Source organism: Aquimarina sp. AD10, from assembly GCF_003443715.1.
Classification (GTDB): Bacteria; Bacteroidota; Bacteroidia; order Flavobacteriales; family Flavobacteriaceae; genus Aquimarina; species Aquimarina aggregata.
Map to the genome: position 1 here is coordinate 4,449,682 of NZ_CP031965.1, position 23,055 is coordinate 4,472,736.

The following is a 23,055-nucleotide window of genomic DNA, read 5'->3' on the forward strand; positions in this document are numbered from 1 at the left end:
TGTAGGAAGGCACTTTACTCTGCTTTTATGCTTAAAATAATTTTCGAATTATATATGTATACAATAACCGAAAAGTTTAGAGAGCCATTAGGTTGCATCCTCTAATATCGCTATGGTCAAATCGACCTATTATTTCAAAACTATTTTTTTCGTGAAGTTTACCCAAATCTTGAGTTGCAATAAAAGAGCAAGAATCAATATTGGCCAAATCAATAATATTGATTCCTCCTGTTCTGCCTTTTTCTAATGTTGTTAATGGGTCTTCTGGATTGCGTATAGATACTCTCATCCATGGTGGCGGATAAAAAAGTCCATCTCCGTATGAATAAGCTTGCGATAGTAGTTCGGTCATGCCATATTCACTATGGATTTTAGAAATACCAAATCCTTTTTTAAGCAATAGATGTAATTCTTCACGTATAAGTTCTTTTCTTCGTCCTTTCATTCCGCCTGTTTCCATTACGATCGTATCTGGAGGCAAACGGAGGCTATATTCTTCGACTAAATCCAATAGCGCAAATGATACACCTAATAGAAGTATTTTTTTGTTTTCGGAGATTAATTGTTTGATAACTCCTACCAATTTTTTAATATCATATAGATAAAATCCACTTAGGGTTTGATTACTGTCTTGTATGAGTTTTTCGGCCATGTATACTAGTGAAGACCCTTCTCTTTCTAGGTAAGAGGGTAGTAATGCTAATATAGTATACTCTTCAATCTCTCCATAGAAGTGTTTAAAGCCTAATCTAAAACTTTGTTCATAAATAGAAAGATTGTTTACATAGTGTTTACTGGTTGTGCTACCAGTAGTTCCGCTACTTGTAAAAATTTTAGCAACTGGAGCAGTTGTACTTACTATTTTTTTCTGTTTAAAGAAATCAATAGGTAGGTACGGGATGTCTTCTAATAGGTGAACTGATGTTTTGGTTATGCCAAGTAAATTACAAAACCGTTGATACGTATTATTGTTGGTGTACTGATGCTTAAAGACTTTTAATGCTGTTTCCTTAAACTCTATGTCATCTTGAATAGAAAAAATGGTTTCAGCTAGCATACGGTGTTATCGATAATTATATGCTACAAAGATATAAAGTCTCTTTAAGATAAATTACTTAAAATGGATCAAAAAAAAATGGACTAATGGTGAAATAATAGTTATTCGATGATGAGCTTTCTTGTGGCTTCTCTCTGTCCTTCGGTAATTTTAATTACATATACCCCTTCATTTAAATCACTAATATCTAATTCTTTTCCGATTAGTACTTTAAATACAGCTTGTTTACCGAGAACCGTATAGATTTTAACTGTTTTGGTTAACTGTTTGTCAGAAGTTATATATATAACATCACCAGTTGCAGGATTAGGAAATATACGAAGTCCTGGTATCTTGTCTAGGTTTTTGGAGGCTGGATTTTGAGGTTGGTTAGCTTGTGCTTGGATTCCCGTGGTAAAGGAAAAGCATAGTAAGGCAACGAATATGATTAGTAAGTAGATTTTTTTCATAAAAACTTATTTTGGGGCAATAAAGATACAATTTAAAATTAAAAACTATCTAAGATAGCCCGATACTTTTCTGTTAAATCTTGATTTTAGGGCACTTCGGTAGTAAAACTACGGTTTTTCCATCGATATATTTTTGTATTTCAAAAATAATGCCGCATCTTTGTTTCATTATGAAGCTGTAAAAAAATTATGTACATTTTTGTACGCATTAGGACCTCATTTATTTAGGAGCTAGAAATATCTTCACTAGTCTTCTGTTTTGTTTTATTTCTAATTATATAATTTTTCATATTATGGCTGAAAGTAAAGTCAATATTTCCCGTTTTATATCATATTTCAAAATTGCAATTTCAGGTAAGGAGCAAGAGTTTACCTCAGGCAGTATTCGCAGAGCAGTTTTTATGTTGTCTGTACCAATGGTTCTTGAGATGATGATGGAGTCGGTATTTTTCTTAGTAGATGCATACTATGTTTCTAGTTTAGGAGCCAATGCTATTGCGACAGTAGGACTAACAGAATCGGTACTAACATTGGTTTATGCAGTAGCCATTGGATTAAGTATGGGAGTTACTGCGATAGTGGCACGTAGAGTTGGCGAAAAGGATATCAATGGAGCGTCACAAACGGCTATCCAAGCTATTTTTTTAGGAATAGGAATTGCTGCATTGATAAGTTTAATAGGAATCTTTTTTCCTAAAGAGATTCTTGGTCTAATGGGAGCAGAACCTGATCTTATTGCAGAAGGTTATGGTTATACACGAGTACTTCTAGGAGGAAATGTAACTATCATGCTCCTATTTTTAATCAATGCTGTTTTTAGAGGGGCAGGAGATGCATCTGTGGCAATGAGAGTTCTTATATTTTCAAATGTCTTAAATATTATTCTAGATCCCATGTTTATTTTTGGGTTTGGACCTATACCTGCCTTTGGGGTAGAAGGTGCTGCAATAGCAACAACTATAGGAAGAGGTAGTGCTGTAATTTTTCAATTACTAATCTTATTTTACGGGTGGAGTAAGATTAAAGTAACTTTTAAAGATATTGTTTTTAGAGCTCAAATTATGATTGATCTTATCAAAGTATCTCTTGGAGGTATTGGGCAGTTTATTATTGGGACCTCAAGTTGGGTCTTCTTAATGAAAATCATGGCTGAATTTGGTAGTGAAGTTTTAGCAGGGTATACAATAGCGATACGAGTGTTAATGTTTACGCTAATGCCTTCTTGGGGGATGAGTAATGCTGCCGCTACTTTAGTAGGGCAAAACTTAGGGGCATCTAAGCCGGATAGAGCAGAGCAATCTGTGTGGAAAACCGGTAAATACAATGCTGTTTTTATGTTATTTGTATCTGTTTTTTATTTACTCTTCGCAGAGATAATTATAAAGATTTTTAGTACCGAAACACTTATCGTAGAATATGGCGCTTTAAGTTTACGAGTTATTGCAGCAGGGTATGTGTTTTATGCATACGGAATGGTAGTTATTCAATCATTTAATGGTGCTGGTGATACTAAAACACCGACTATTATTAATTTCTTTTGTTTCTGGGTATTTCAATTACCGTTTGCTTATCTGGCTGCTCTAGTTTTTGATTGGGGAGCAATTGGAGTGTTTTTATCAATAACTTTTGCCGAAGTGTTAATTGCTGTAATAGGCATTATTTGGTTTAAAAAAGGAAATTGGAAAACTGTTAAGGTGTAATTTTAAGTATTAAAATATATTTTGAATGGTAAAAAAACCGGAAATCAAATATTGATTTCCGGTTATAAAATTACAATAGGTAAGCTTTATTCTTTTACTATTTTATAAGTTTCTGTACCGTTCTTAACGATATAAAATCCTTTGGGTAGACTATTAATAAATTTATCTTCCTCATCTTTTGTAGCTACGGTTTTTTGATTTATGAGAGTTCCGTAAATAGTGAATACAGATACTTCATGAGAGTTAAGATTAGATTTATCTAAAATGTTAACTAGTCCTGACCTTGAAGATGATGAATAAACAAACTGTAATTGGTTTATATTGTCATTTTCATTGGATTCATCAACTTTTCCTTTTCCATCGATGTCAAAACTTAATGTATATCCATTTCCATTAGATAATGTTGGAGAAGAACCAATGGTATTACTTACAAATACATTAAAGGTTTTTGTAATAGAGTTACTGGCACTGATGCTTCCAATATTACTATCTGTAGTAACATTAAATACTCTTGCCCTTGGATCCGGGTATAAAATACTACTTGTGTTAATTAACATGTCTAAGGAGACTGGATTTGCTTGAGTTGAACCAGATACGTTGTTTTCTACTTCAATACTAAAGTCATATCGATTATTCTTTTTTAGTGTTGGAGTATTCGTATTGCCATTGGGAAAGTTAAAAATGAGCGTTTTAGTTGTCGTATTTTTAACTTTAAGACTTTTTAATTTTAAGTTTGGTTTCTTAAGTACAGGACAACCATTGTTAGAAGCTGGCCCAGCAACATTAGGGCAATTATCAGAGTCGTTAGGAACACCATCGCCATCATTATCAGGTTGAGATATTGGATATACTAATTTTTTAACTTGATTATTGTATTTAACGACAAGAATGAATTTTTTTCCAGGAATTGTAACACGTCTATCTAAAAAACTATTAAACCAAGTGTTTTTAGTTGTAAAAGATGGAAAATTTAATGGGTTGTCTCTGTCTCTATTCCAATAAATTAGGCCTAAAAGATTTGAGGAAGATTCGCTTTGGTAGTAAACAAATAGATCTAAAGAATGATAGGTACCTTGAACATCAAATTTGAAATCGAACCTGTCACCTTTTTCAATGGTTAAATTTGGATTGGAGGTTACTTTAAAATTCTTAATGTTAATTTGAGAATTAGCAGTAATCGTGATGAATAGTAATACTAAAAAAGTCAATTGTTTCATAATAAAAAAGTTTTAAAAGTTTAGGTTAAAATGTATACCCTTTAATGCCTACCGACTTAAAAATGTTACCCTTTATTCTGTGTAATTAATGATTCCTTAATATGGGTAATATAGGGATAAGATTACAAGAAAAAGGGCTACCATTATGGTAGCCCTTTTAGACACTATATATTCTTTATTTTTAGAAACCAATTGCCCAACCATTAGCCCAGTCAGGAGCATCAGCTCCATTACCAGCACCAGTATTATCACCTACAGTGATGAACGTTTGGTTAACTCCCGTATAGTTTGTTTGATTAAAAGGAGTAGCAGGACTATCAAATTGCATTGGGTTGATAGAAAGATTATTTGCTTCAAGTCTTACTGCAGCTTGAGCATCAGTATCTTTTACATTTACACCAAGATCCACATTACTTGTAAAGAAGTTCGTGATTGTAAAGTTACCACCACCTTCTTTGAAGAACAGCGCACCTTCAGTAACAGGACCAACAACTGTAATGTTAGAAAGTGTAGTTGTAGTAACAGGCATAGCATCACCATCATCACCATTATTTGATCCTTCAATACCAGCTTTAGCACCTTTAGAAATATACCAGTTAGATCCATTTCCAGCCCATCCATCGGCAAAGTCAATAGAATCATCACCACTACCAATAGATACAAGGTTGTTACCAGTTACTGTTCCACCAAAAAATTCGATACCATCATCACCTCCGTTAAGAGATTGTACGAATTCGAAAGTAGTTCCAGAACCTACACCAAAAAGAGATACCCCATTAAATTCTTTATCGTTAGAGAAAGTAGCACCAGTGTACTCAACTCTTAAGTAACGAATAGATCCCGAGTTATCAGTAGCATTAGTTCCACCATAGATAAGGTCTGCAACTTCAGAAGTTACATTACTTCCTTTATTTGTAGGAGCATCACCGCAAATAACTAATCCACCCCAGTCACCAGGAGCAGGAGTAGCAGCACCAGAGGTCATTACAACTGGAGAAGCAGCAGTACCGTTAACAAATATCTGTCCACCTCTGGCTACAGCGATATAAGCAGCCGTTCCACCAGTTGCTTTTATTGTTGTTCCAGCAGGAATAGTTAATGACCCTCCGTCTTTTACAACAAAAGCACTTGTAAGGTTATACTCAACAGTTGCGCTTAATGTAACAGTTCCGTTAACTTCACCAGCTAAGTTCTCAGAGCTTGCAGGACCACTATTGTCAAGGCCTACAGTCCATCCAGCTGCCCAGGCAGGAGAAGCAGCACCGTTTCCTGCACCAGTAGCAATACCTTCGGTAAAGAATGTTTGGTTCGTTCCTGTATAGTTAGTAGCATCAAGTCCAGTTGGAGCATTAGCAAACTGAATATCTGTAATTGTTAAATCACCGTTTTCAATTCTAACAGCGGCTTGTGCATCGGTATCTTTAACATTAATACCAAGGTCAACATTACTTGTGTAGAAGTTCGTAATTGTAAAGTTACCACCACCTTCTTTAAAGAAAAGTGCACCTTCGGTAACAGGTCCAACCACTGTAATGTTAGAAAGTGTAGTAGTTGTTACAGGTGTAGCATCACCATCGTCTCCGTTGTTAGATCCTTCGATTCCAGCTTTAGCACCACCAGCAATATACCAGTTTTCACCTGTACCGGCCCATCCGTCTGCAAAATCAATAGAATCATCACCACTATTAGTAGATACTAAATTTTCACCAGCAACGGTTCCTCCAAAAAATTCGATTCCATCATCTCCACCATTATGAGACTGTACAAATTCGAAAGTAGTTCCAGAACCAACACCGAAAAGCGATACCCCATTAAATTCTTTATCGTTAGAGAAAGTAGCACCTGTATATTCAACTCTTAAGTATCGAACAGACCCAGAATTATCTGTTGCATTAGTTCCACCATACGTAAGATCTGCAACTTCAGAAGTTACATTGCTTCCTTTGTTAGTAGGAGCATCACCACAAATAACCAATCCACCCCAATCACCAGGAGCTGGATTAGCAGCGCCAGAAGTCATAACAACGGGAGAAGCAGAAGTTCCGTTTACGAATATTTGAGCACCACGTTCTACAGCAATATAAGCAGCGGTTCCGCCAACAGCTTTAATTACTGTTCCTGCAGGAATTGTTAAAGTAGATCCAGATTTAACAACATAAGCACCTGTAAGTTGGTACTCTATAGTAGCATCTAGAGTTGTGTTTTCAGTTACGTCACCAGTTAATTCACTGTTTGCAGTACAAGGATTACATGAACCACCACAATCTACGCCAGTTTCATTTCCGTTTTGAACACCATCGCTACAAGTTGAAGAACTCCCAGGAGTATCATCATCACCGTTACAAGATACGACAAACGCTCCTGTAGCAAAGGTTAACATTAATGTAAAAAGAATCTTTCTCATTGTTTTCGAAGTTTAATAATTATAAATAAAAATTGTTCGTTTTTAACTAAGGCTTTAAGAGTTTCTATTTTATTATTTGGTTTTATTAAAATTTGTAAGCAAGAGATAATTTTACATCATATCCCTTTTTATAGGATAATATGGTTATCTCTCTTTGTTGAAAATTTAAGTTTAATGTTGGGTCATCATTTGTGTCCCCATCTACTGCTTCTTGAAATCGTTCGATACTTGGATTGAATAAATTTTTGGCAGATAAACCAATCGTAATATTTTCGGTTAATTGAGTCTTTGCTACAAAATCAACTGTAGGAACTCCTTTTTCGATAATATTTCCCTTTCCGAAGTTACCTATCGCAAAAATTCGATCAGAGAAATAGTTCGCAGCTAGTGTTAACTGAATATTTTTGTCTTTTGAAAAATCTTTATAGTAACTTAGGTCGGCATTAGCTACCAAGTCTGAAGCTCCAGAAATACCTGTATCTGTATATGTTGGTATAAAACTTAAGCCAGCTTCATCTAATACTTTTTGCCCGTCTAACTCTTGGTTAGTGATCATGTAAGCTGCATTTATACCTGCAGTCAAACTATTTTTTAAGCTAACATCAACTTGGTCTGCTTCATGTTCAAATAGTACTTTTCTAACTTCTAACTCTGCCCCAAAAGCAGTGGCTTGATCTCCTGTGTTGGCCCAAGTAATATCATTGGATGCCGATTGGATTGTGATAGCATTAATAGGGTTTTCTATTAATTTACCAAACACACCTACAGAGATAATTTCGTTAGATTTAGGAAAAGACTCCCATTTTAAATCTACATTGTAATTGGTAGAAAGGTCTAAATTTTCGTTTCCGAAATAATCCTGATTTACCTCTTGAAATAGGAAAGGAGCTCTTTCTTTATATTGAGGAAGTGTATAGGTTTTGCTTGAAGCAAACTTTATATTCTGCTTTTCGTCTATCTCATATTTTAAGGATAGTGCTGGTAAAATCTCAAAAGTATCGAGCTCACTTTCATCTCCTTGCGGTTCTAGTGACGTAGACCAAGCAATGGTTTGATTAATTTGTTCTCCTCTAACTCCTGCGAGTAAAGTAAATTTTGGAGAAAAAGCATATTCAAAGTTTATAAATCCAGAGTTAATCGTTTGATCACCTTCATAAAATTGAGGGTCTAAAGCATTAGGTGTATCTATTGTACCTCTAAAAGTTCTTATTCTGTATAAGCCACTATTTAAATTCTGTTGATTAAAGTAAGCATCAACATCATAAATTTCTGTAGTGGGTTGTGCAATATTATTAAAGACTTGGAAGTTAAACTGTGTTGCTTCAAAATCTACATTTTTAAATCGCGCGCTATATCCTACGGTTACTTTACCATCATACTCGTCTTCTTCATTTTTTTTGAATTTGTATGTTGCCTTTAGGTTTCCAGCAATCTCTTCTTCAAGTAATTCAGAATAGAACCTGTGGTTATCGGATGCGGCAGATACTAAACGAAAAGATCTAGGTCCATCAGGTTGATTAGGAACTTCAGGAACTAAAGTAACTTGTCTTCTATTTGGTTCTGAACCTTCAAGGAAGTTATATGACCCTCCCCAATTAATCTCAAAGTTTTTACCAATTTCATGGTCACCTAATAATTGATGAGTGATAAGTGTGGTTCTTTGAAACACGGCTCTTTGAATAAATCCACCTCCATTAGGAGCATCATCTTCTACGTCTATGATTCCAAAAAATTCTTTTTGCTGTTCACTAGAGTTGTTTAGAAAAAGCGCATTGTAGCTTATCTTATTTTGGCCATGTTTAATACCAATATTACCCATTAAAGTTGTATTGGTATTATATGCATAATTAAAGAAATCAAAATCACTATTTGCAACCGAATTTACGGTTACTCCACCTCTAGAAATACCTTCTCTATAGCTATAGTTGTTACTAAAAGATCCAACTCCAAAAACACTTAGTTTTGTATCTCCTCCGAATATGTTGTATGAATCTCCTAATTTTAACGAGATATTTGAATTCACAGGTGCAGAAGTCTTTTGTCTATCCCAACTTGTTTCAAAATTATAGTTGCTAAGTGGGAATGCAGGAATGTCGATATCATAAAAACCACTTCTATTTGGACCATCTGTTAAGAAAAAATCATCTGCTCCCGTAGTTTCTGTATTTATACCGCTTGAAAATCCAATTTCTATAAACCCTTTACCTTTGTAATCCTTAGACGAAATATCAATGTTAGCGCCTCCAAAATCTCCAAAATTTTCTGGGTTGTAAGTTTTGTCAATTCCTATTGCCTCTACTATACTTGTGTTAAAAATTCCTAGTTGAATGTTCTTTTTTGACGGATCATTTGATGGTAGTGGTAATCCATTAAGTGTTGTGATATTATATCGATCTCCAAGTCCTCTTACAAATATATTTCCGGAACCTTCTTGTTTTGAAATCCCTGTTACTTTAGTAACAGCAGTTCCTACGTCGCCTACTCCTTTTTTTGCAAGTTCTTGTGCTCCAATAGAAGTTTTAAGTGTTACAGCGGCTTTTTGTTCTAGTAATAAGGCTTCTTCTCGCTCTCGACTTGTTACAACTTTAATTACAACTGCTTCTAATTCAGCAGCAGAAGCTCCTAGGGTTGCATCTACGACTGCTATTTTGTTCGCTTCTACTAAAACATTTGGGACTTCTACAGTTTGATATCCGGTAAACCTAAACTCTAACGTATAAGTACCTACTGGTACATCTGGAATTTCAAATAACCCATCAAAATCTGTTGATGCTCCTTTTGCAGTTCCTTGAACGACTACATTGGCAAATGGTAAGGGTTGATTGTTAGCTTCTTTGTCTAATAATTTTCCAGCAATAGTACCTGTTTCTTGTGCAAAAGTTATCCCTAGACAGCATAGGGCGATAGTTGTAAGTATTTTTCTCATTTTCTAGTTTCAAAATCTGATACAAATAAATACGGTTTTACAGTAATAGGTTTTATGACACTATTATGCTTAGTTTAAGGGATTGTGATGTAGGAAAAAAGACGGAATAAATAAATGAGATAGGATTTTAGTAATCCTTTTATTCTAAATAATATTACTAGATAAAAATGTAAAATATTGATTATTAGAAGTTTAAATAGGATTTACTGTTTTTGGTATTTAGAAAAACTTTATGATGCTTATAGGTAGTATTTGAATGCTGAGGAGTTTTTCAAAATATCACAGAATTGTTTCTTTAACGTTAAAATGAGTAAATACATTATACAAGTCTTAACAGTGAGATAAAGTTGAAGGTGGAGTGAATGAATTTTTGTAGTATTTTTCTGTTATTTTTTTATAGAAATAGTTTATTACTATTAACCTTAGTTCGATTGTTAATTGTTTGATTTTAAATGATTATTCTTTTTCTCTGTCACCTCGAGCGTAGTCGAGATGCTATTTTTAGTCAAACCTAAGGATCTAGACTACGCTGGACCAGACAGATGTAGATAACAAATGGATCATTGGTAGAGTATAAATCGAACTTTTGTGATAGACTAGAAGTTTATTTGAGATGATAGTAAAACGAAAAAAAGCCTAGTTATATAAACTAGGCTTAAGTTCATTAATTTTATAAATATCGTTTTACAAACGAGTCCAATTAGATGTCCAAGTATCTCCTTCTTGTAATGCGCCTGCATAGTTAGCAGCATCAAAGAAAGTTCCTATCGTAGATGGGTCAAAATTATCTCTTCCGTCTATTGCAGTTGTGTATTCATATGTTCCTCTAAAACCATTGATTTCAAAATCAGTAGGAATTGCGGATCCCATATTATCAAAAGGAGCTTTAGAACCGTCTAAAGTAAAATTACCAAAGGTTGCAAAATCAGCAAGGTCTACAGTAGCACCTCCGTGATCTAAATCAAAAGAGTTTACATTATCTATAATTGAGTTTCTAACGATAACTTCATTATTGTTTAAGTTGATTAGTGTTTGATCATCATCTACTTCAATTCCTTTACCAGGGAAAGCTTTGATAATTGTGTTGTACATGGTTACTTTAGTTCCTGCTCTAAATTCGATTCCTTTGTTTTCACCATCACCATCTTCGGCACCAATTAAAGTAATGTTAGATAGCGTTGGGTTAGAAAAAGGAGCTGCATCTGGAGTAGAAGATAGGTTATCAGCTTCTATACCTTTATCACCAGCGGCAGAAGTTTGTTGAGCAATCCAGAATTGTCCATTTCCGATCCATCCATCTGTCCAATCAAAAGAATCATCTCCAGCACCAGTTACTACGGCGTACTTTAAGTTTACAGTTCCTCCAAAAAATTCGATACCATCATCATTACCATTAAAAGCTTGTATGAACTCTAGTGTAGTTCCGTTTCCGACACCATATAGAGAAAGTCCGTTATACTCGGCATCATCATTAATTTTACCACCAGTATATTCTAAACGAACATAACGTAAAATCCCTGAGTTATCTGCAGGATCTGTACCACCGTATGTTAGGTTAGCTACCTCTGTTGTTGCTGTAGTTCCTCTATTAATAGGGGCTTTACCGGCTAATAATAATCCTCCCCAATCTCCAGGGTTTGGTGTTGATTTATTAGATGTAAATACAATAGGTTGGGCAGCGGTACCTTCGGCTATGATTCGTGCACCTTGTTCTATGGCCATGTATGAGAATACACCACCAACATCACCAGCTATAATTCTAGTACCAGCCTCGATAGTCAATGTTACCCCATCAACTACAGATACACCACCTCTTAATTCATATACTTCATCAGATGTTAATGTACGATCTGCAGTAATTTGGCCTTCAAGGATTACACTTCCATTAGCGTTTCCGCCTCCTCCTTGGTTGATTGTAATATCACCAATATTATCTTCTTGTACAGTACATGCGTTAAATAAAACTGCAGTACCTAATACTATTCCCGTAAGTAAATTTTTAGTTTTCATTAATATAAATCCTTAATTGTGTTGTTGTTTAATTTTATTATAATTTAAATGTTATCCCAAGACTAAAATTGATCCCATCATCAAATTTGTAAGTAGTAAATTCTTGATTAAGATCTTCTTGATCTTGGTAGCGCTCTACAGAAGGGTTTAATAAGTTTTTTGCTTTAAAACTTAGTACGATATGATCTCCTATTTCATCTTTAAAATTGAAGTTTAATACACCAAAACCTTTTTCAAAAATATCTCCTACACCGTTTCCTCCAGCAGAGTATACTCGATCTCCAAAAATATTAAAGTCCAGTGCCGATGTAATTTTATGTGTTTTGAATTCTTTGTTGTAAGCAATATCTGCGTTCACTAAGAAAGGAGATGCTCCTTGTAGTTGTCTCTCGATATTTGTAGGTGCTATATTTGATCCATTAAATGTTGTAATTGCCGGATCAATTTTAACTTTAGAATACATAAGTGTAGCATTAAAGCCAAAATTCAAGTTATTCCAAGTTGTTTCTTCAACTTTAAAAAGGTTACCCAGATTCTTTCTGTATTCTAATTCTGCTCCAAAAATAACAGCATTGTCAGAATTAATAAACGTATTTACATTGGATGCCGAGGCTACAAATACTTTTTCTATGGGGTTTTCAAGGTATTTCCCAAATACGGTAGCGGCAACTAATTCTCCTGATTGTTCTGGAAAATATTCCCATTTAAGATCAACATTGTAATTATCAGAATTTTTTAGAATTGGGTTACCTAAAGTAGATTCGGTAACATCTTCATCTAGGAAAGGTGCTACTTCTGTAAATTTAGGCAAGGTTACTGTTTTACTAGCTGCAAATCTAAGGTTTGACTGCTCGTTAACCTCATACTTTAAACTTATACTTGGTAGTATAAATGTTTCGTCGATCTTTTGTTGTCTAAAAGGAGAAGTTTCTAAATCTTGTTGTTCTCTATAAAATACATTTTGTTCAAATAATTCTGTACGAATACCTCCGTTAAAAGTTAATTTATCTGTTATTGCATATTGTAAGTTGGCATACCCGGCAAGTGTTAATAGATCTGCTTCGTAAATTCGAGTCGTATTTAGGTTTTCTAAAACTACATATTCACCAGCAAGAAAGTTAGCTTCGTTTAATAATGCGTCAGGATTATTAAAATCTACATTGGTACTTCTAAAATTATTTAGATTGTAGTTTAATTGGTTTGATTCAAAATCTCTATCTTTTGATCTAGTTGCTATACCAACAGTTAATTTGTTTTTAAAATTATCGTCTTCGTCTTTTGCAAAATTTATATCAAAATCTAATTTTCCTGAATAATCATTTTCATTTAATTCCTGATAAAACCTTTGATTGTTTGCTAAATCTGGACTTGTACGGTTTCCTAAGACAAGGTTACCATTTTGTAGTTCTGTAAATACTAGCTGGCGTCTGTCTGGGATTAATCCTTGCGCTTTGTTGTATGCCATTCCCCAACCTAGTTGATATTTACCTTCTTCAAATTTATGTTCTCCTGTAAGTTGTTGGGTAAATAAGTTGTTTTGCTCGTATGTTCCTCTTCTTAAACGTATACCAACATCGGTATCTTCACTACTTACACCATCTGTAAATTCTCTAAGTTCATCTGAGGTATCGTTAACAAATAAAGTAGTAGCAAGAATTTTGTTATTACTATTCCATCTATATCCAACACTTCCTAAAAGTGTAGTGTTAGTAAAGTATTCATAACGATCAACATTTTTAAAGTTTCCAAGTCCTGTTATACTTTCTCCTTGAGAGTTAAAGGCCGCTTGGTTACCTCCTAGAGATGTTCTGTGGTTTTGACTAAATGAGCCAGTAAACAAAACATCTAATTTTTTTTCATCACTTATAGCAAAACTTTTTCCACCGGTAACACTTGCTCCTCCATCAGGAGCATTAAATCGTTTTTCAGGATTAAAAGAAGTATCAAAAGGGAAATAATCAATTTCTGTACTATTGTAATTGTAGTTTGGGATATCTAAAAATACAGGTACTCTTCTAGATCCATCATCTAATCCCCAGTCATCATATTTTCCTCCGTTTAGTAAAAAGAAATCATTTGCTACTGCATTCGAGTTTACGCCAGAGCTAAAGCCAAATTCTAAAAAACCTTTACCAGGGCGATCTTTAGTATCTATATTAACACTTGCTCCAGCAAAATCACCATAAATATCAGGGGAGTAGGTTTTGTAAATCCCTAAATTCTCAACGATATCAGTAGGGAAAATTCCTAAATCAATCAGTTTTAACTTTGGATTTAAAGATGGAATAGGTAAACCGTTTAAGTAAGCATTATTATAACGATCTCCTAAACCACGTACATATAGTTTATCACTTTGTTTAGAAATACCTGTTGCCTTAGTCAATCCAGTAGCAACATCACTAACTCCTTTTTTAGAAAGTTCTTGTGCACCAATTTTTTGTTGAATAGTAACTGCATTTTTTTGTTCTAATAAAATGGCAGCCTCAGATTCTTTTTTTGTAGTTGTTTTTATAATCACTTCGTCTAATGCAGCTGCACTTGCTCCTATAGAAGCATTTGCGGTTACAGTTTGACCAGCAATTACTACAACTTCTTTATCTAAAGTTTCATATCCTATAAAACTAAATTCTAGAATATATGTACCAGGCTCTAAATTATCAATACTATATAAACCATCAAAATCTGTAGTCGTTCCTTTTGTAGTGTTTTTGATTAACACATTAGCAAAAGGTAATGGTTGATTGTTAGATTCTTTGTCTAACAACGTACCGGTAATTGTACCGGTTTCCTGCGCAAAGAGTATTCCAACAAAAAATAGCGCAAGTAAAGTGAAAATTTTTCTCATTTAATTTGTTCTCAAATTCGGGGCAAAGAACGAGAGAAGGTGTTAAATAAGTGTTATACAAAAATTAACTATGTATGATTATAATGTTAGATAATTGTTACCTAGGCTTGTTTATAAAATGTTTACTTAACATTAAGAATGTATTACGTCTTTTATAAGTGATTGATATAAGATCAATAAAGCCTATTACAACGTTTTCTTTGGTATAATTTTTTTGTTACCCAAAGATTAAGTGAAGGGTTAGTGTAAAAAAAAGTTTAAGTAGGTTTTTATAGTAAAAGTTAAACTTAATGCGAGGGTTTGATATTTTTTATGCTTTAAAAGCAAAAAACGCTTCAGAAACCTGAAGCGTTTTTTTATATTTTAAGACAAATATCTTAATTGTCATAATTTACAACAACATTATCTTTGTTTGACCAAGTAGTTACATCTGCTATCTGATTATCGTCGTAATTTACTTCTGATAACTTTTCGGTAGACCAAAAAAACCACTTTCCTGTCTTTACACCATTATTGTATTGACCCATTGCAATTTTCTTTCCAGTAGCATCATATGATTTCCATTCTCCATGAAGTTTTCCTTCTTTATTATAGAAACCTTGTTGCTTAATGGTTCCATCTGCATGAAAAAAAGTACCTTTAATTTGGTCTCCTTGTTTTTCAAAAGTAGGTTTTACTTCCTGAGCAAATATAGTCGCCGAAAACACCAGTGCTATAAACATTACTAAATTTCTCATATATTATATATTTTAATTGGGGTTCTTAATAATTACATTACAAATGTAACATTAATTTTACTTTTAAACAACAATTGCGTAACATTAAATTAACAATAAGCTTGTATTTAATTGATAAACAAGTATTTAGATTTTGTAAATCTATTGATATAGGTAAGATCAATCTTTACTATTATGGTTGGTTAAGGGATAAAATAGGCTATTCGTTTTTATATAAGCTAGTTTTTTTTGCTAGTGGTTTACTTTTTTTTGAGCCTCGAATATTTGATAAATAGGGTATTTATAGGTGTTTGATGTTTCTTTATGAATTTTCTTTTAGTCAGGGAGGGTAGTAAGAAGGTCTATAAAATCTAAATAGTATGCAGTTATTAGATACGTTTGTATCTAGTCGATAGCTATGTCTAGTAGTATAAAAAAGCTATGAAAAGATAACATTTCAATAACATATGACTTGAATTTTAGTAACATTTTTGTGATCTATAAGTACGTTAGGAATATATGAGTGATATTTACATATTGATGATTGTTGCTTTGGCTGTCTTAGCCGTTGCAGATCTTATTGTAGGAGTAAGTAATGATGCCGTTAATTTTTTAAATTCTGCAATTGGTTCTAAGGCTGTTTCGTTTAGAACGATAATGATTGTAGCTAGTTTAGGTATTGCAGCAGGTGCAATTTTTTCTAGCGGTTTGATGGAAGTTGCACGTAAGGGTATATTTGTTCCAGGTGAATTTTATTTTGATGAAATCATGATCATTTTTATGGCGGTTATGATTACTGATATTTTGTTACTCGATTTCTTTAATACATTAGGAATGCCAACGTCTACTACGGTTTCTATTGTATTTGAATTATTAGGAGCAGCTGTATGTGTTGCCTTAATAAAAATTTCGGCCGATGCTAATCTTTCTGTAGCTGATTTAGGAGATTATATAAACACCAAAAAGGCTGGAGAAATTATTGCAGGTATTTTATTATCGGTAGTAGTAGCTTTTTCTGTTGGAGCCTTAGTTCAATATATTTCTAGACTCCTGTTATCTTTTAATTTTGAAAAGAAAGCAAAGTGGGTAGGTGCATTATTTGGTGGTGTTGCTTTAACTGCAATACTATATTTTATCTTTATTAAAGGAATCAAAGGAACGAATTATGCCAAAACAATTGTAGAGATTCTTTATGAAGGAGGAGCTGAAGGACTATTAGATTGGGCAAACACATATTTTAATGCTTCATTTGAGACGGTTAAAGATTTAGTAGATGCTAAAAAAGACCTTTTTAAGATTAACCCGAATACAGGTACAGTAGCATTAACATTAAGAGGTTTTTTAGAAACTAATGTGCCGTTGATTGTATCGGTAGGATTTGTGATATTATCTTTAGTATCATTTACGATAATACAAGTTTTTAAAACGAATATTTATAGATTAATTATCGTAGTAGGTACATTTGCTCTTGCGTTAGCTTTTGCTGGTAATGATCTTGTAAATTTTATTGGTGTACCTATTGCAGCTTTAAAAGCGTATGAAGCGTGGAGTGCTTCTGGAGAATTACCACATGAATTTTCGATGGCTGTTTTGGGAGGTAAAGCTGAAACACCTACATTACTTTTACTCGCGGCAGGAATTATCATGGTGTTGACTTTATGGTTTTCTTCTAAAGCTAGAAACGTAGTGAAAACATCAATAGATCTTTCGCGACAAGGAGAAGGAGACGAAAAATTTCGTCCAAATTTTTTATCCCGAGGAGTAGTACGAAGTACCGTATTTTTATCAGAGATAATTTCATCGATAACACCACAATCTTTCAAGAAAGTTTCAGATAAGCAATTTGATCAGGAATCTATAGAGGTAAATACTTTTACAGCTAAACAAGAAGACTTACCGGCTTTTGATATGGTAAGAGCTGCTGTAAATCTTATGGTAGCGGGGGTTTTAATATCGATAGCAACATCAATGAAATTACCTTTGTCTACAACTTATGTTACTTTTATGGTAGCAATGGGTACCTCTTTGGCCGATAGAGCTTGGGGAACAGAAAGTGCGGTATACCGTGTAGCCGGAGTACTAAATGTTATTGGTGGCTGGTTTTTTACCGCAATAAGTGCATTTCTAGCAGCTGCTACAATTGCTTTTTTACTTCATTTACATCTCCCATCAATGCTAGCTATTTTATTAGCACTAGCAATTTTTCTTTTGGTAAGAAATACAATTAAGTATCGCAATAAGACAAGGGCAGAAAGAGCAGAAGATCGACTTAAAAAATCAGAAAGTAGCTCTATAAAAGGTGTTATTGAAGAAAGTGCAGATAATATTAAATCCTTTGTTAATAGAGGAAATAAAATTTATGGGCAAACCATAGATAGTCTGGCAAAATATGATTTAACTGCGTTAAAAAAGAGTAGGAAAGGAATAGCTAAATTAGAAACAGAAGTAGAAGAATTAAGAGATAGTATATTTTATTTCATTAAAAATCTAGACGAATCTAGTGTTGGGGCCAGTAATTTTTATATTTCGATTTTAGGTTATCTCGAAGATATTACGCAATCTCTAGAATATATAGCAAAAGTTAGTCACAAACATGTGAATAATAATCACAAGAAACTTCGATTTAATCAAATCAAAGATTTAAAAGAGATAGAAGATCACTTAGATGATTTTTACAAAAATATTAAGTCTGTTTTCGATAATCGAGAGTTTGCCACTTTAAATGATATAATAGCAGAAAAACAAGAGTTATTTACTATTGTAAGTGATAAAATTAATAAACAAGTAGCAAGAACTAGAACAGAAGAAAGTAGTCCTAAAAATACTACTTTATACTTTGGTTTATTAACAGAGACAAAGGATCTTATTACTGCAACAATGAATCTCTTAATAACCTATAGAGATCATCAGGATTAAAGTATATCTATCTCTAAGACCACTTTTCTTACGTTAAGTAATTGTTATCCTTATGATGTTTTTATGTTAGATTATTGTTTCCTAGCTTTATAGTTGTCAAAACTTCAGTTTAACATAGTATATTTACTTGTCGTGATATAATTTATAGGAAAACATGAATAAAAAAGATATTACCATACTACTAGTAGATGACGAGCCAGACATTTTAGAAATCGTCGGATATAATCTTACAGCAGAAGGCTACCACGTTGTTACTGCAGAAAACGGTGTTGAAGCTGTAAAACTAGCTAAGAAGAAAAAACCACAATTGATTATTTTGGATGTGATGATGCCAGAGATGGATGGTATCGAAGCTTGTGAACAAATCCGCAAATTACCAGATTTACAGAATACAATCATAACTTTCTTGACTGCAAGAGGTGAGGATTACTCTCAAGTAGCAGGTTTTGATGCCGGAGCAGATGATTATATAACAAAACCAATTCGCCCCAAAGTATTGGTAAGTAAAGTAAAAGCTTTACTTCGTAGGCTTAAAGAAGATGATTCTTCTGATAATGTTGTAAAAATTGGAAACTTGGTAATTAATCGTGATGAATATAAAATCATCAAAGACAAAAAAGAGATCGTTTTACCAAGAAAAGAGTTTGAATTATTATCTTTATTGGCCTCTAAACCAGGTAAGGTTTTTAAACGAGAAGATATCCTTGATAAGGTTTGGGGTAACGAAGTTATTGTTGGTGGTCGTACTATAGATGTTCATATCAGAAAACTTAGAGAAAAGATCGGCGATAATAGTTTCAAAACTATCAAAGGAGTCGGATATAAGTTCGTAGTTTAATGGCAGAAAATTTTAAAAAGTCGTATAGGTTTGCATACTTGTCTTCTTTATATATAACTATAATTTTAACGCTCGTATTGAGCGTTTTTTTGTATACTCAATCAATAGTTAATCCTATATTTATAGTAGGTTTTTCACTAGTATGTTACGCTATATGTTTTTTGATTGTGCAATACCGTGTAGAGAAATTCATTTATCGTAGAGTTCGAAAAATATATGATGATATCGAGATGCTCGATGTTGATAATATCGGTGATACTCCTGTAACCACAGATATGAGAACTCTTATTAAAGAAGTAGAGAAGTTTGCCCAGCAAAGAAAAACAGAGATCGAAACCTTAAAAATTAGGGAAGATTATCGTAAAGAATTTATGGGTAATGTATCTCATGAGCTTAAAACACCTTTATTTACGGTTCAAGGATATATACTTACGTTGTTAGATGGAGCAATGCATGACTCTGCAATTTTGGATAAATATCTTAATAGAGCTAATAAAGGAGTAGAGCGTTTGATTTATATCGTTAATGATTTAGATATGATCACCAAGCTAGAAGTAGGTGATTTAAATCTTAATTATACAAATTTTGATATCGTAGAATTGGTTCAAAGTGTGTTTGATCTTTTTGAAATGAAAGCGTCAAAAAAGAATATCGCTCTTACTTTTGATATGAACTATTCTGAACCCATAATTGTTCATGCGGATAGAGAACGAATACAACAAGTGTTATCAAATCTAATTGTAAACTCTATTAAATACGGAAAAGAAGATGGTACGACAGAGGTAAGTATCGAAGATCTTATTCGTAACAAAACAATAGTTAGAGTTACGGATAATGGTGAAGGTATAGCCCAAGCTCATATTCCAAGACTTTTTGAACGCTTCTACAGAGTAGATAAAAGTGGCTCTCGTCGAGAAGGAGGATCTGGACTTGGTTTAGCAATAGTAAAGCATATTATCGAAGCCCACCATGAACGTATCTATGTAGAAAGTGATTATCGAGTAGGAAGTGAATTTTCATTTACTCTGGAAAAAGTGAAAAAGTTCCCTGTAGTCGATGTCGGTACTAAAACTACTTAATCCTCTATAGGCATTTAAATCCCTTAATTTTGTTAATGTAAATTCACTTTGGTTACAGCTTGGCACTAACTTATTTAATGTTAAACGTTCTGCAAGATATTCTTGCTCAAACTGTCCTGGAGTAGGTATAAAAAAAGCTTTTTTCTTTAATTTAGCCAAATCCATTACGGTGGTGTAACCAGATCTTGAAATAATTAGATTGCTACTATTTATAGTATCCTCAAGGTTTTTTCCAGTAAGATAGTTATGAATAGTAATATTATTCTTAACATAAGTTTCTTGAGTTTCCTGAATAAGCCCTCTAACAAAAACAATTTTTTTATCACTTTGTTCAAATTCTTGAAAGAGCTTTTGCTCTAGTAGTGTTCGTTGTGGTTCTGGACCAGAAAGTAATACCATAATATCATACTTTTTGGGAACAATTTGATATTCAAACCGACTTAAAGGACCAAGATATGTAACAGGAATATTACTTTTTTTAGGATGACCTAATTCGCCACTTAAGTTTGGATCATCAGCCATATCTGGAACCCAACATACATCAAATTTTTTGATATATTTATTGTGAATCTTTGTACTAAACGAAGTAGTTTTTCCACTCAATACAGTTAGTTGGTGCGTTATAAATACAGAGGGGATACTTTTGTGTCGGACTCCCATACGATTGTCGGATATAATACCACAAAAATTATCTTCTTCGATTATTTTTTTAATCATTTTTCGTTCTGCACTAATAGCATGGGCAATCTTTGGGCTATTTAAAAGCATTTTGAATTTAAAATTACTTCCCTTTTTAGAATATTCAATATTGTAAGAAGGCAGTTCTTTTGTTTGTAGTTCAGGGAATTCCTTTTTTAATAAAGAAAGCGCTACACCATCTGATGCAATTACAGGTTCGATACCTTCATGAATTAAGGCATTGATAATAGGAATACATCGAGTTGCATGACCTAATCCCCAGTTAAGAGGTGCTACAAGTACTTTTTTGTCCAAATGTTCTATTTTTTAAGTTGTTAGAGCAATTTATCATTTCAGTATAATAATAAAGTTAATCCTATTTCGGTATCCGTATATTTCCTTAATTTTACCAAAAAATTAAATTTAGAGATTCTGTAATTAGAAGTGTTACAGGATGAGAGCTCTTTTTTTAAGGTATGATTTTCTTTAGTTAATGTAACATAACAGACATTCTAAAGACTAGTAAATAAGTAATAAAAAGAATCGGTGGGAAGTAAGAATAAATTAAAACGATTTAATGAAAATAAAACCTTTCAGAATGTGGTAGAACCCACAAGAGATGAGGTACTTAATAATAGCCTAGGATATAAAGGGAAATGGAATGAGAAATTCTTTAAAAACGAAAATCCTATAGTGTTAGAATTAGGATGTGGTAAAGGAGAATATACTGTTGGTCTTGCTCAAAAATATCCAGATAAAAATTTTATAGGTATTGATATTAAAGGTGCTCGTTTTTGGAGAGGTGCTAAAACGGCTATCGAAGAAGATTTAAACAATGTTGGGTTTATTCGAACACAAATTGAACTTGTAGCTCATATTTTTGAAGAAGGAGAAGTCGATGAGATTTGGATTACTTTTCCCGATCCACAAATCAAGTATAAGCGTACAAAACATAGAATGACTAATACTGCATTCTTGCAACGATATAAAAAGATATTAAAACCAGATGGGATTATGCATCTTAAAACCGATAGTGAATTTATGCATGGATATACTTTAGGGTTATTGCATGGTGAAGGTCATGAGGTGCTATATGCAAATCATAATGTTTATCATCAAGAGGGGTCACCAGAGGTGGTAACTTCGATTCAAACTTTTTATGAAAAACAATATTTAGAAAAAAATAAACCTATAACTTACATCCAGTTTAGGATCGTGTAATTGGCATCGTCATTTTGGAAACTACCAAACTATTTTTAGTCACGTTTTTTGCATCACTAGTTGGAGTAATCCCTCCAGGATTAGTCAATATGACTGTGGCTAGAACCTGCCTAGAGAGAGGTAAGAACAATGGTATTTTGGTAGCTATAGGCGCTTCAGTGGTTGTTTTATTTCAGGCATTAATCGCAATACTTCTGGCAAAATATATTTTCTTTAATCCATTTGTTAGAAATATTTTACTACGTACTGGAGCAGTTATCTTTTTTTTAATGGCCATTTATTTTTTTGCAAAAGCAAAACAAAAAAGCGCAAAAATTAAGGTATATAAAAAAGCAAGTACTCGAAGTTTTTTTAAAGGTGCAATGATGTCTGCTTTAAATGTTCTGCCGATACCCTATTTTTGTGCAATTGCGGCAGGTATGAGTGTAAGTGGTAAAATTGAATATGATGCAGTTCGTATAACAGCGTTTACTATAGCAGCTGGAACAGGAACCTTTGTGACGCTATATTTTTATGTACTTTCATTTTTAAAGATAGAAAAGAAAACAGCTTCAATAACTAAGTACACTAACTATTTTATGGCGGCCTTAATGTTAGTTTTAGTAATTATTACATTGGCAAGAATTATTTATACATGGGAGTAAAAAAAGAGGAAACTAATTTTTTTGAAAGAGTCTATGAGGTGGCTAAACAAATACCTTATGGTAGAGTAACCTCATATGGGGCTATTGCTAAATCTTTAGGAGCGGCAAAAAGTGCTCGTATGGTTGGTTGGGCAATGAATGCTTGTGATGGCCGTGAAGATGTACCTGCGCATCGTGTAGTAAACAGAAAAGGAATCTTGACAGGAAAACACCATTTTCAAGGAACTAATCTAATGCAACAATTACTAGAAAGTGAAGGTGTAGAAGTTATCGAAAGTCAGATTCAAGATTTTGATAAGATCTTTTGGGATCCTATGACCGAATTATGATAGTACATTTTTTAGATGATGCTCGC

General features: G+C 33.4%; 16 protein-coding genes. 7 read left to right on the forward strand and 9 right to left on the reverse strand.

Annotated elements, in window-relative coordinates:
- Nucleotides 1-76 precede the first annotated feature (76 nt).
- Nucleotides 77-1,057 (reverse strand): acyl transferase, encoded by a 981-nt coding sequence (locus tag D1816_RS18420; RefSeq protein ID WP_118504757.1) that lies wholly within the window; start codon nt 1,055-1,057, stop codon nt 77-79.
- Between the two features lie 101 nt (nt 1,058-1,158).
- Nucleotides 1,159-1,506: a T9SS type A sorting domain-containing protein gene (locus D1816_RS18425; RefSeq protein WP_066315987.1), complete on the reverse strand. Its 348-nt coding sequence runs from the start codon at nt 1,504-1,506 to the stop codon at nt 1,159-1,161.
- 293 nt (nt 1,507-1,799) lie between these two features.
- On the opposite strand from D1816_RS18425, the gene D1816_RS18430 reads away from it, so the two are divergent.
- On the forward strand, nt 1,800-3,206 hold the full coding sequence (locus D1816_RS18430) for an MATE family efflux transporter (RefSeq protein ID WP_066315989.1): 1,407 nt from the start codon (nt 1,800-1,802) through the stop codon (nt 3,204-3,206).
- Nucleotides 3,207-3,292: 86 nt separating this feature from the next.
- On the opposite strand, the gene D1816_RS18435 is transcribed toward D1816_RS18430, so the two are convergent.
- From D1816_RS18435 to D1816_RS18460, 6 genes are all read right to left on the reverse strand, one after another.
- Nucleotides 3,293-4,423 (reverse strand): T9SS type A sorting domain-containing protein, encoded by a 1,131-nt coding sequence (locus D1816_RS18435; RefSeq protein ID WP_118504759.1) that lies wholly within the window; start codon nt 4,421-4,423, stop codon nt 3,293-3,295.
- A 181-nt stretch (nt 4,424-4,604) separates the two neighbouring features.
- The gene (locus D1816_RS18440) at nt 4,605-6,827 is read right to left on the reverse strand and encodes a hypothetical protein (RefSeq protein ID WP_118504761.1); all 2,223 of its coding nucleotides are present in this window, start codon (nt 6,825-6,827) and stop codon (nt 4,605-4,607) included.
- Nucleotides 6,828-6,912: 85 nt separating this feature from the next.
- A complete protein-coding gene (locus D1816_RS18445; RefSeq protein ID WP_118504764.1) occupies nt 6,913-9,753 on the reverse strand; it encodes a TonB-dependent receptor in 2,841 nt (946 codons plus the stop codon).
- A gap of 684 nt (nt 9,754-10,437) precedes the next feature.
- A complete protein-coding gene (locus tag D1816_RS18450) occupies nt 10,438-11,763 on the reverse strand; it encodes a hypothetical protein (RefSeq protein WP_118504766.1) in 1,326 nt (441 codons plus the stop codon).
- A gap of 37 nt (nt 11,764-11,800) precedes the next feature.
- Nucleotides 11,801-14,608: a TonB-dependent receptor gene (locus D1816_RS18455; protein ID WP_118504768.1), complete on the reverse strand. Its 2,808-nt coding sequence runs from the start codon at nt 14,606-14,608 to the stop codon at nt 11,801-11,803.
- 377 nt (nt 14,609-14,985) lie between these two features.
- Entirely contained in the window at nt 14,986-15,345 is a 360-nt protein-coding gene (locus D1816_RS18460) for a toxin-antitoxin system YwqK family antitoxin (protein WP_066316002.1), read from the reverse strand.
- Between the two features lie 498 nt (nt 15,346-15,843).
- Between D1816_RS18460 and D1816_RS18465 the strand changes: the two genes are divergently transcribed.
- The 3 genes from D1816_RS18465 to D1816_RS18475 all read left to right on the forward strand — a co-directional run bounded on the left by D1816_RS18465 (nt 15,844) and on the right by D1816_RS18475 (nt 20,157).
- Entirely contained in the window at nt 15,844-18,240 is a 2,397-nt protein-coding gene (locus D1816_RS18465) for an inorganic phosphate transporter (RefSeq protein WP_118504770.1), read from the forward strand.
- A 154-nt stretch (nt 18,241-18,394) separates the two neighbouring features.
- Entirely contained in the window at nt 18,395-19,078 is a 684-nt protein-coding gene (locus tag D1816_RS18470) for a response regulator transcription factor (RefSeq protein WP_066316007.1), read from the forward strand.
- The gene (locus D1816_RS18475) at nt 19,078-20,157 is read left to right on the forward strand and encodes a cell wall metabolism sensor histidine kinase WalK (RefSeq protein WP_118504772.1); all 1,080 of its coding nucleotides are present in this window, start codon (nt 19,078-19,080) and stop codon (nt 20,155-20,157) included. Before D1816_RS18470 ends, D1816_RS18475 begins: the two co-directional genes overlap by 1 nt.
- Here D1816_RS18475 and D1816_RS18480 read toward each other — a convergent pair.
- Nucleotides 20,095-21,150: a glycosyltransferase gene (locus tag D1816_RS18480; protein ID WP_066316013.1), complete on the reverse strand. Its 1,056-nt coding sequence runs from the start codon at nt 21,148-21,150 to the stop codon at nt 20,095-20,097. The genes D1816_RS18475 and D1816_RS18480 overlap by 63 nt on opposite strands.
- A 231-nt stretch (nt 21,151-21,381) precedes the next feature.
- Between D1816_RS18480 and trmB the strand changes: the two genes are divergently transcribed.
- Genes trmB through D1816_RS18495 form a run of 3 tightly spaced genes read left to right on the forward strand, consistent with a single transcriptional unit; the run spans nt 21,382 to nt 23,029 of the window.
- Entirely contained in the window at nt 21,382-22,056 is a 675-nt protein-coding gene (trmB, locus tag D1816_RS18485) for a tRNA (guanosine(46)-N7)-methyltransferase TrmB (RefSeq protein ID WP_066316015.1), read from the forward strand.
- 14 nt (nt 22,057-22,070) lie between these two features.
- Nucleotides 22,071-22,700, forward strand: coding sequence for a LysE family translocator (locus D1816_RS18490; protein WP_066316017.1), 630 nt, complete (start codon nt 22,071-22,073; stop codon nt 22,698-22,700).
- Nucleotides 22,691-23,029 carry an MGMT family protein gene (locus D1816_RS18495; protein WP_066316018.1) on the forward strand — a complete coding sequence of 113 codons (339 nt, stop codon included), beginning with the start codon at nt 22,691-22,693 and terminating at the stop codon, nt 23,027-23,029. The genes D1816_RS18490 and D1816_RS18495 overlap by 10 nt, the downstream gene beginning before the upstream one ends.
- Nucleotides 23,030-23,055 lie beyond the last annotated feature (26 nt).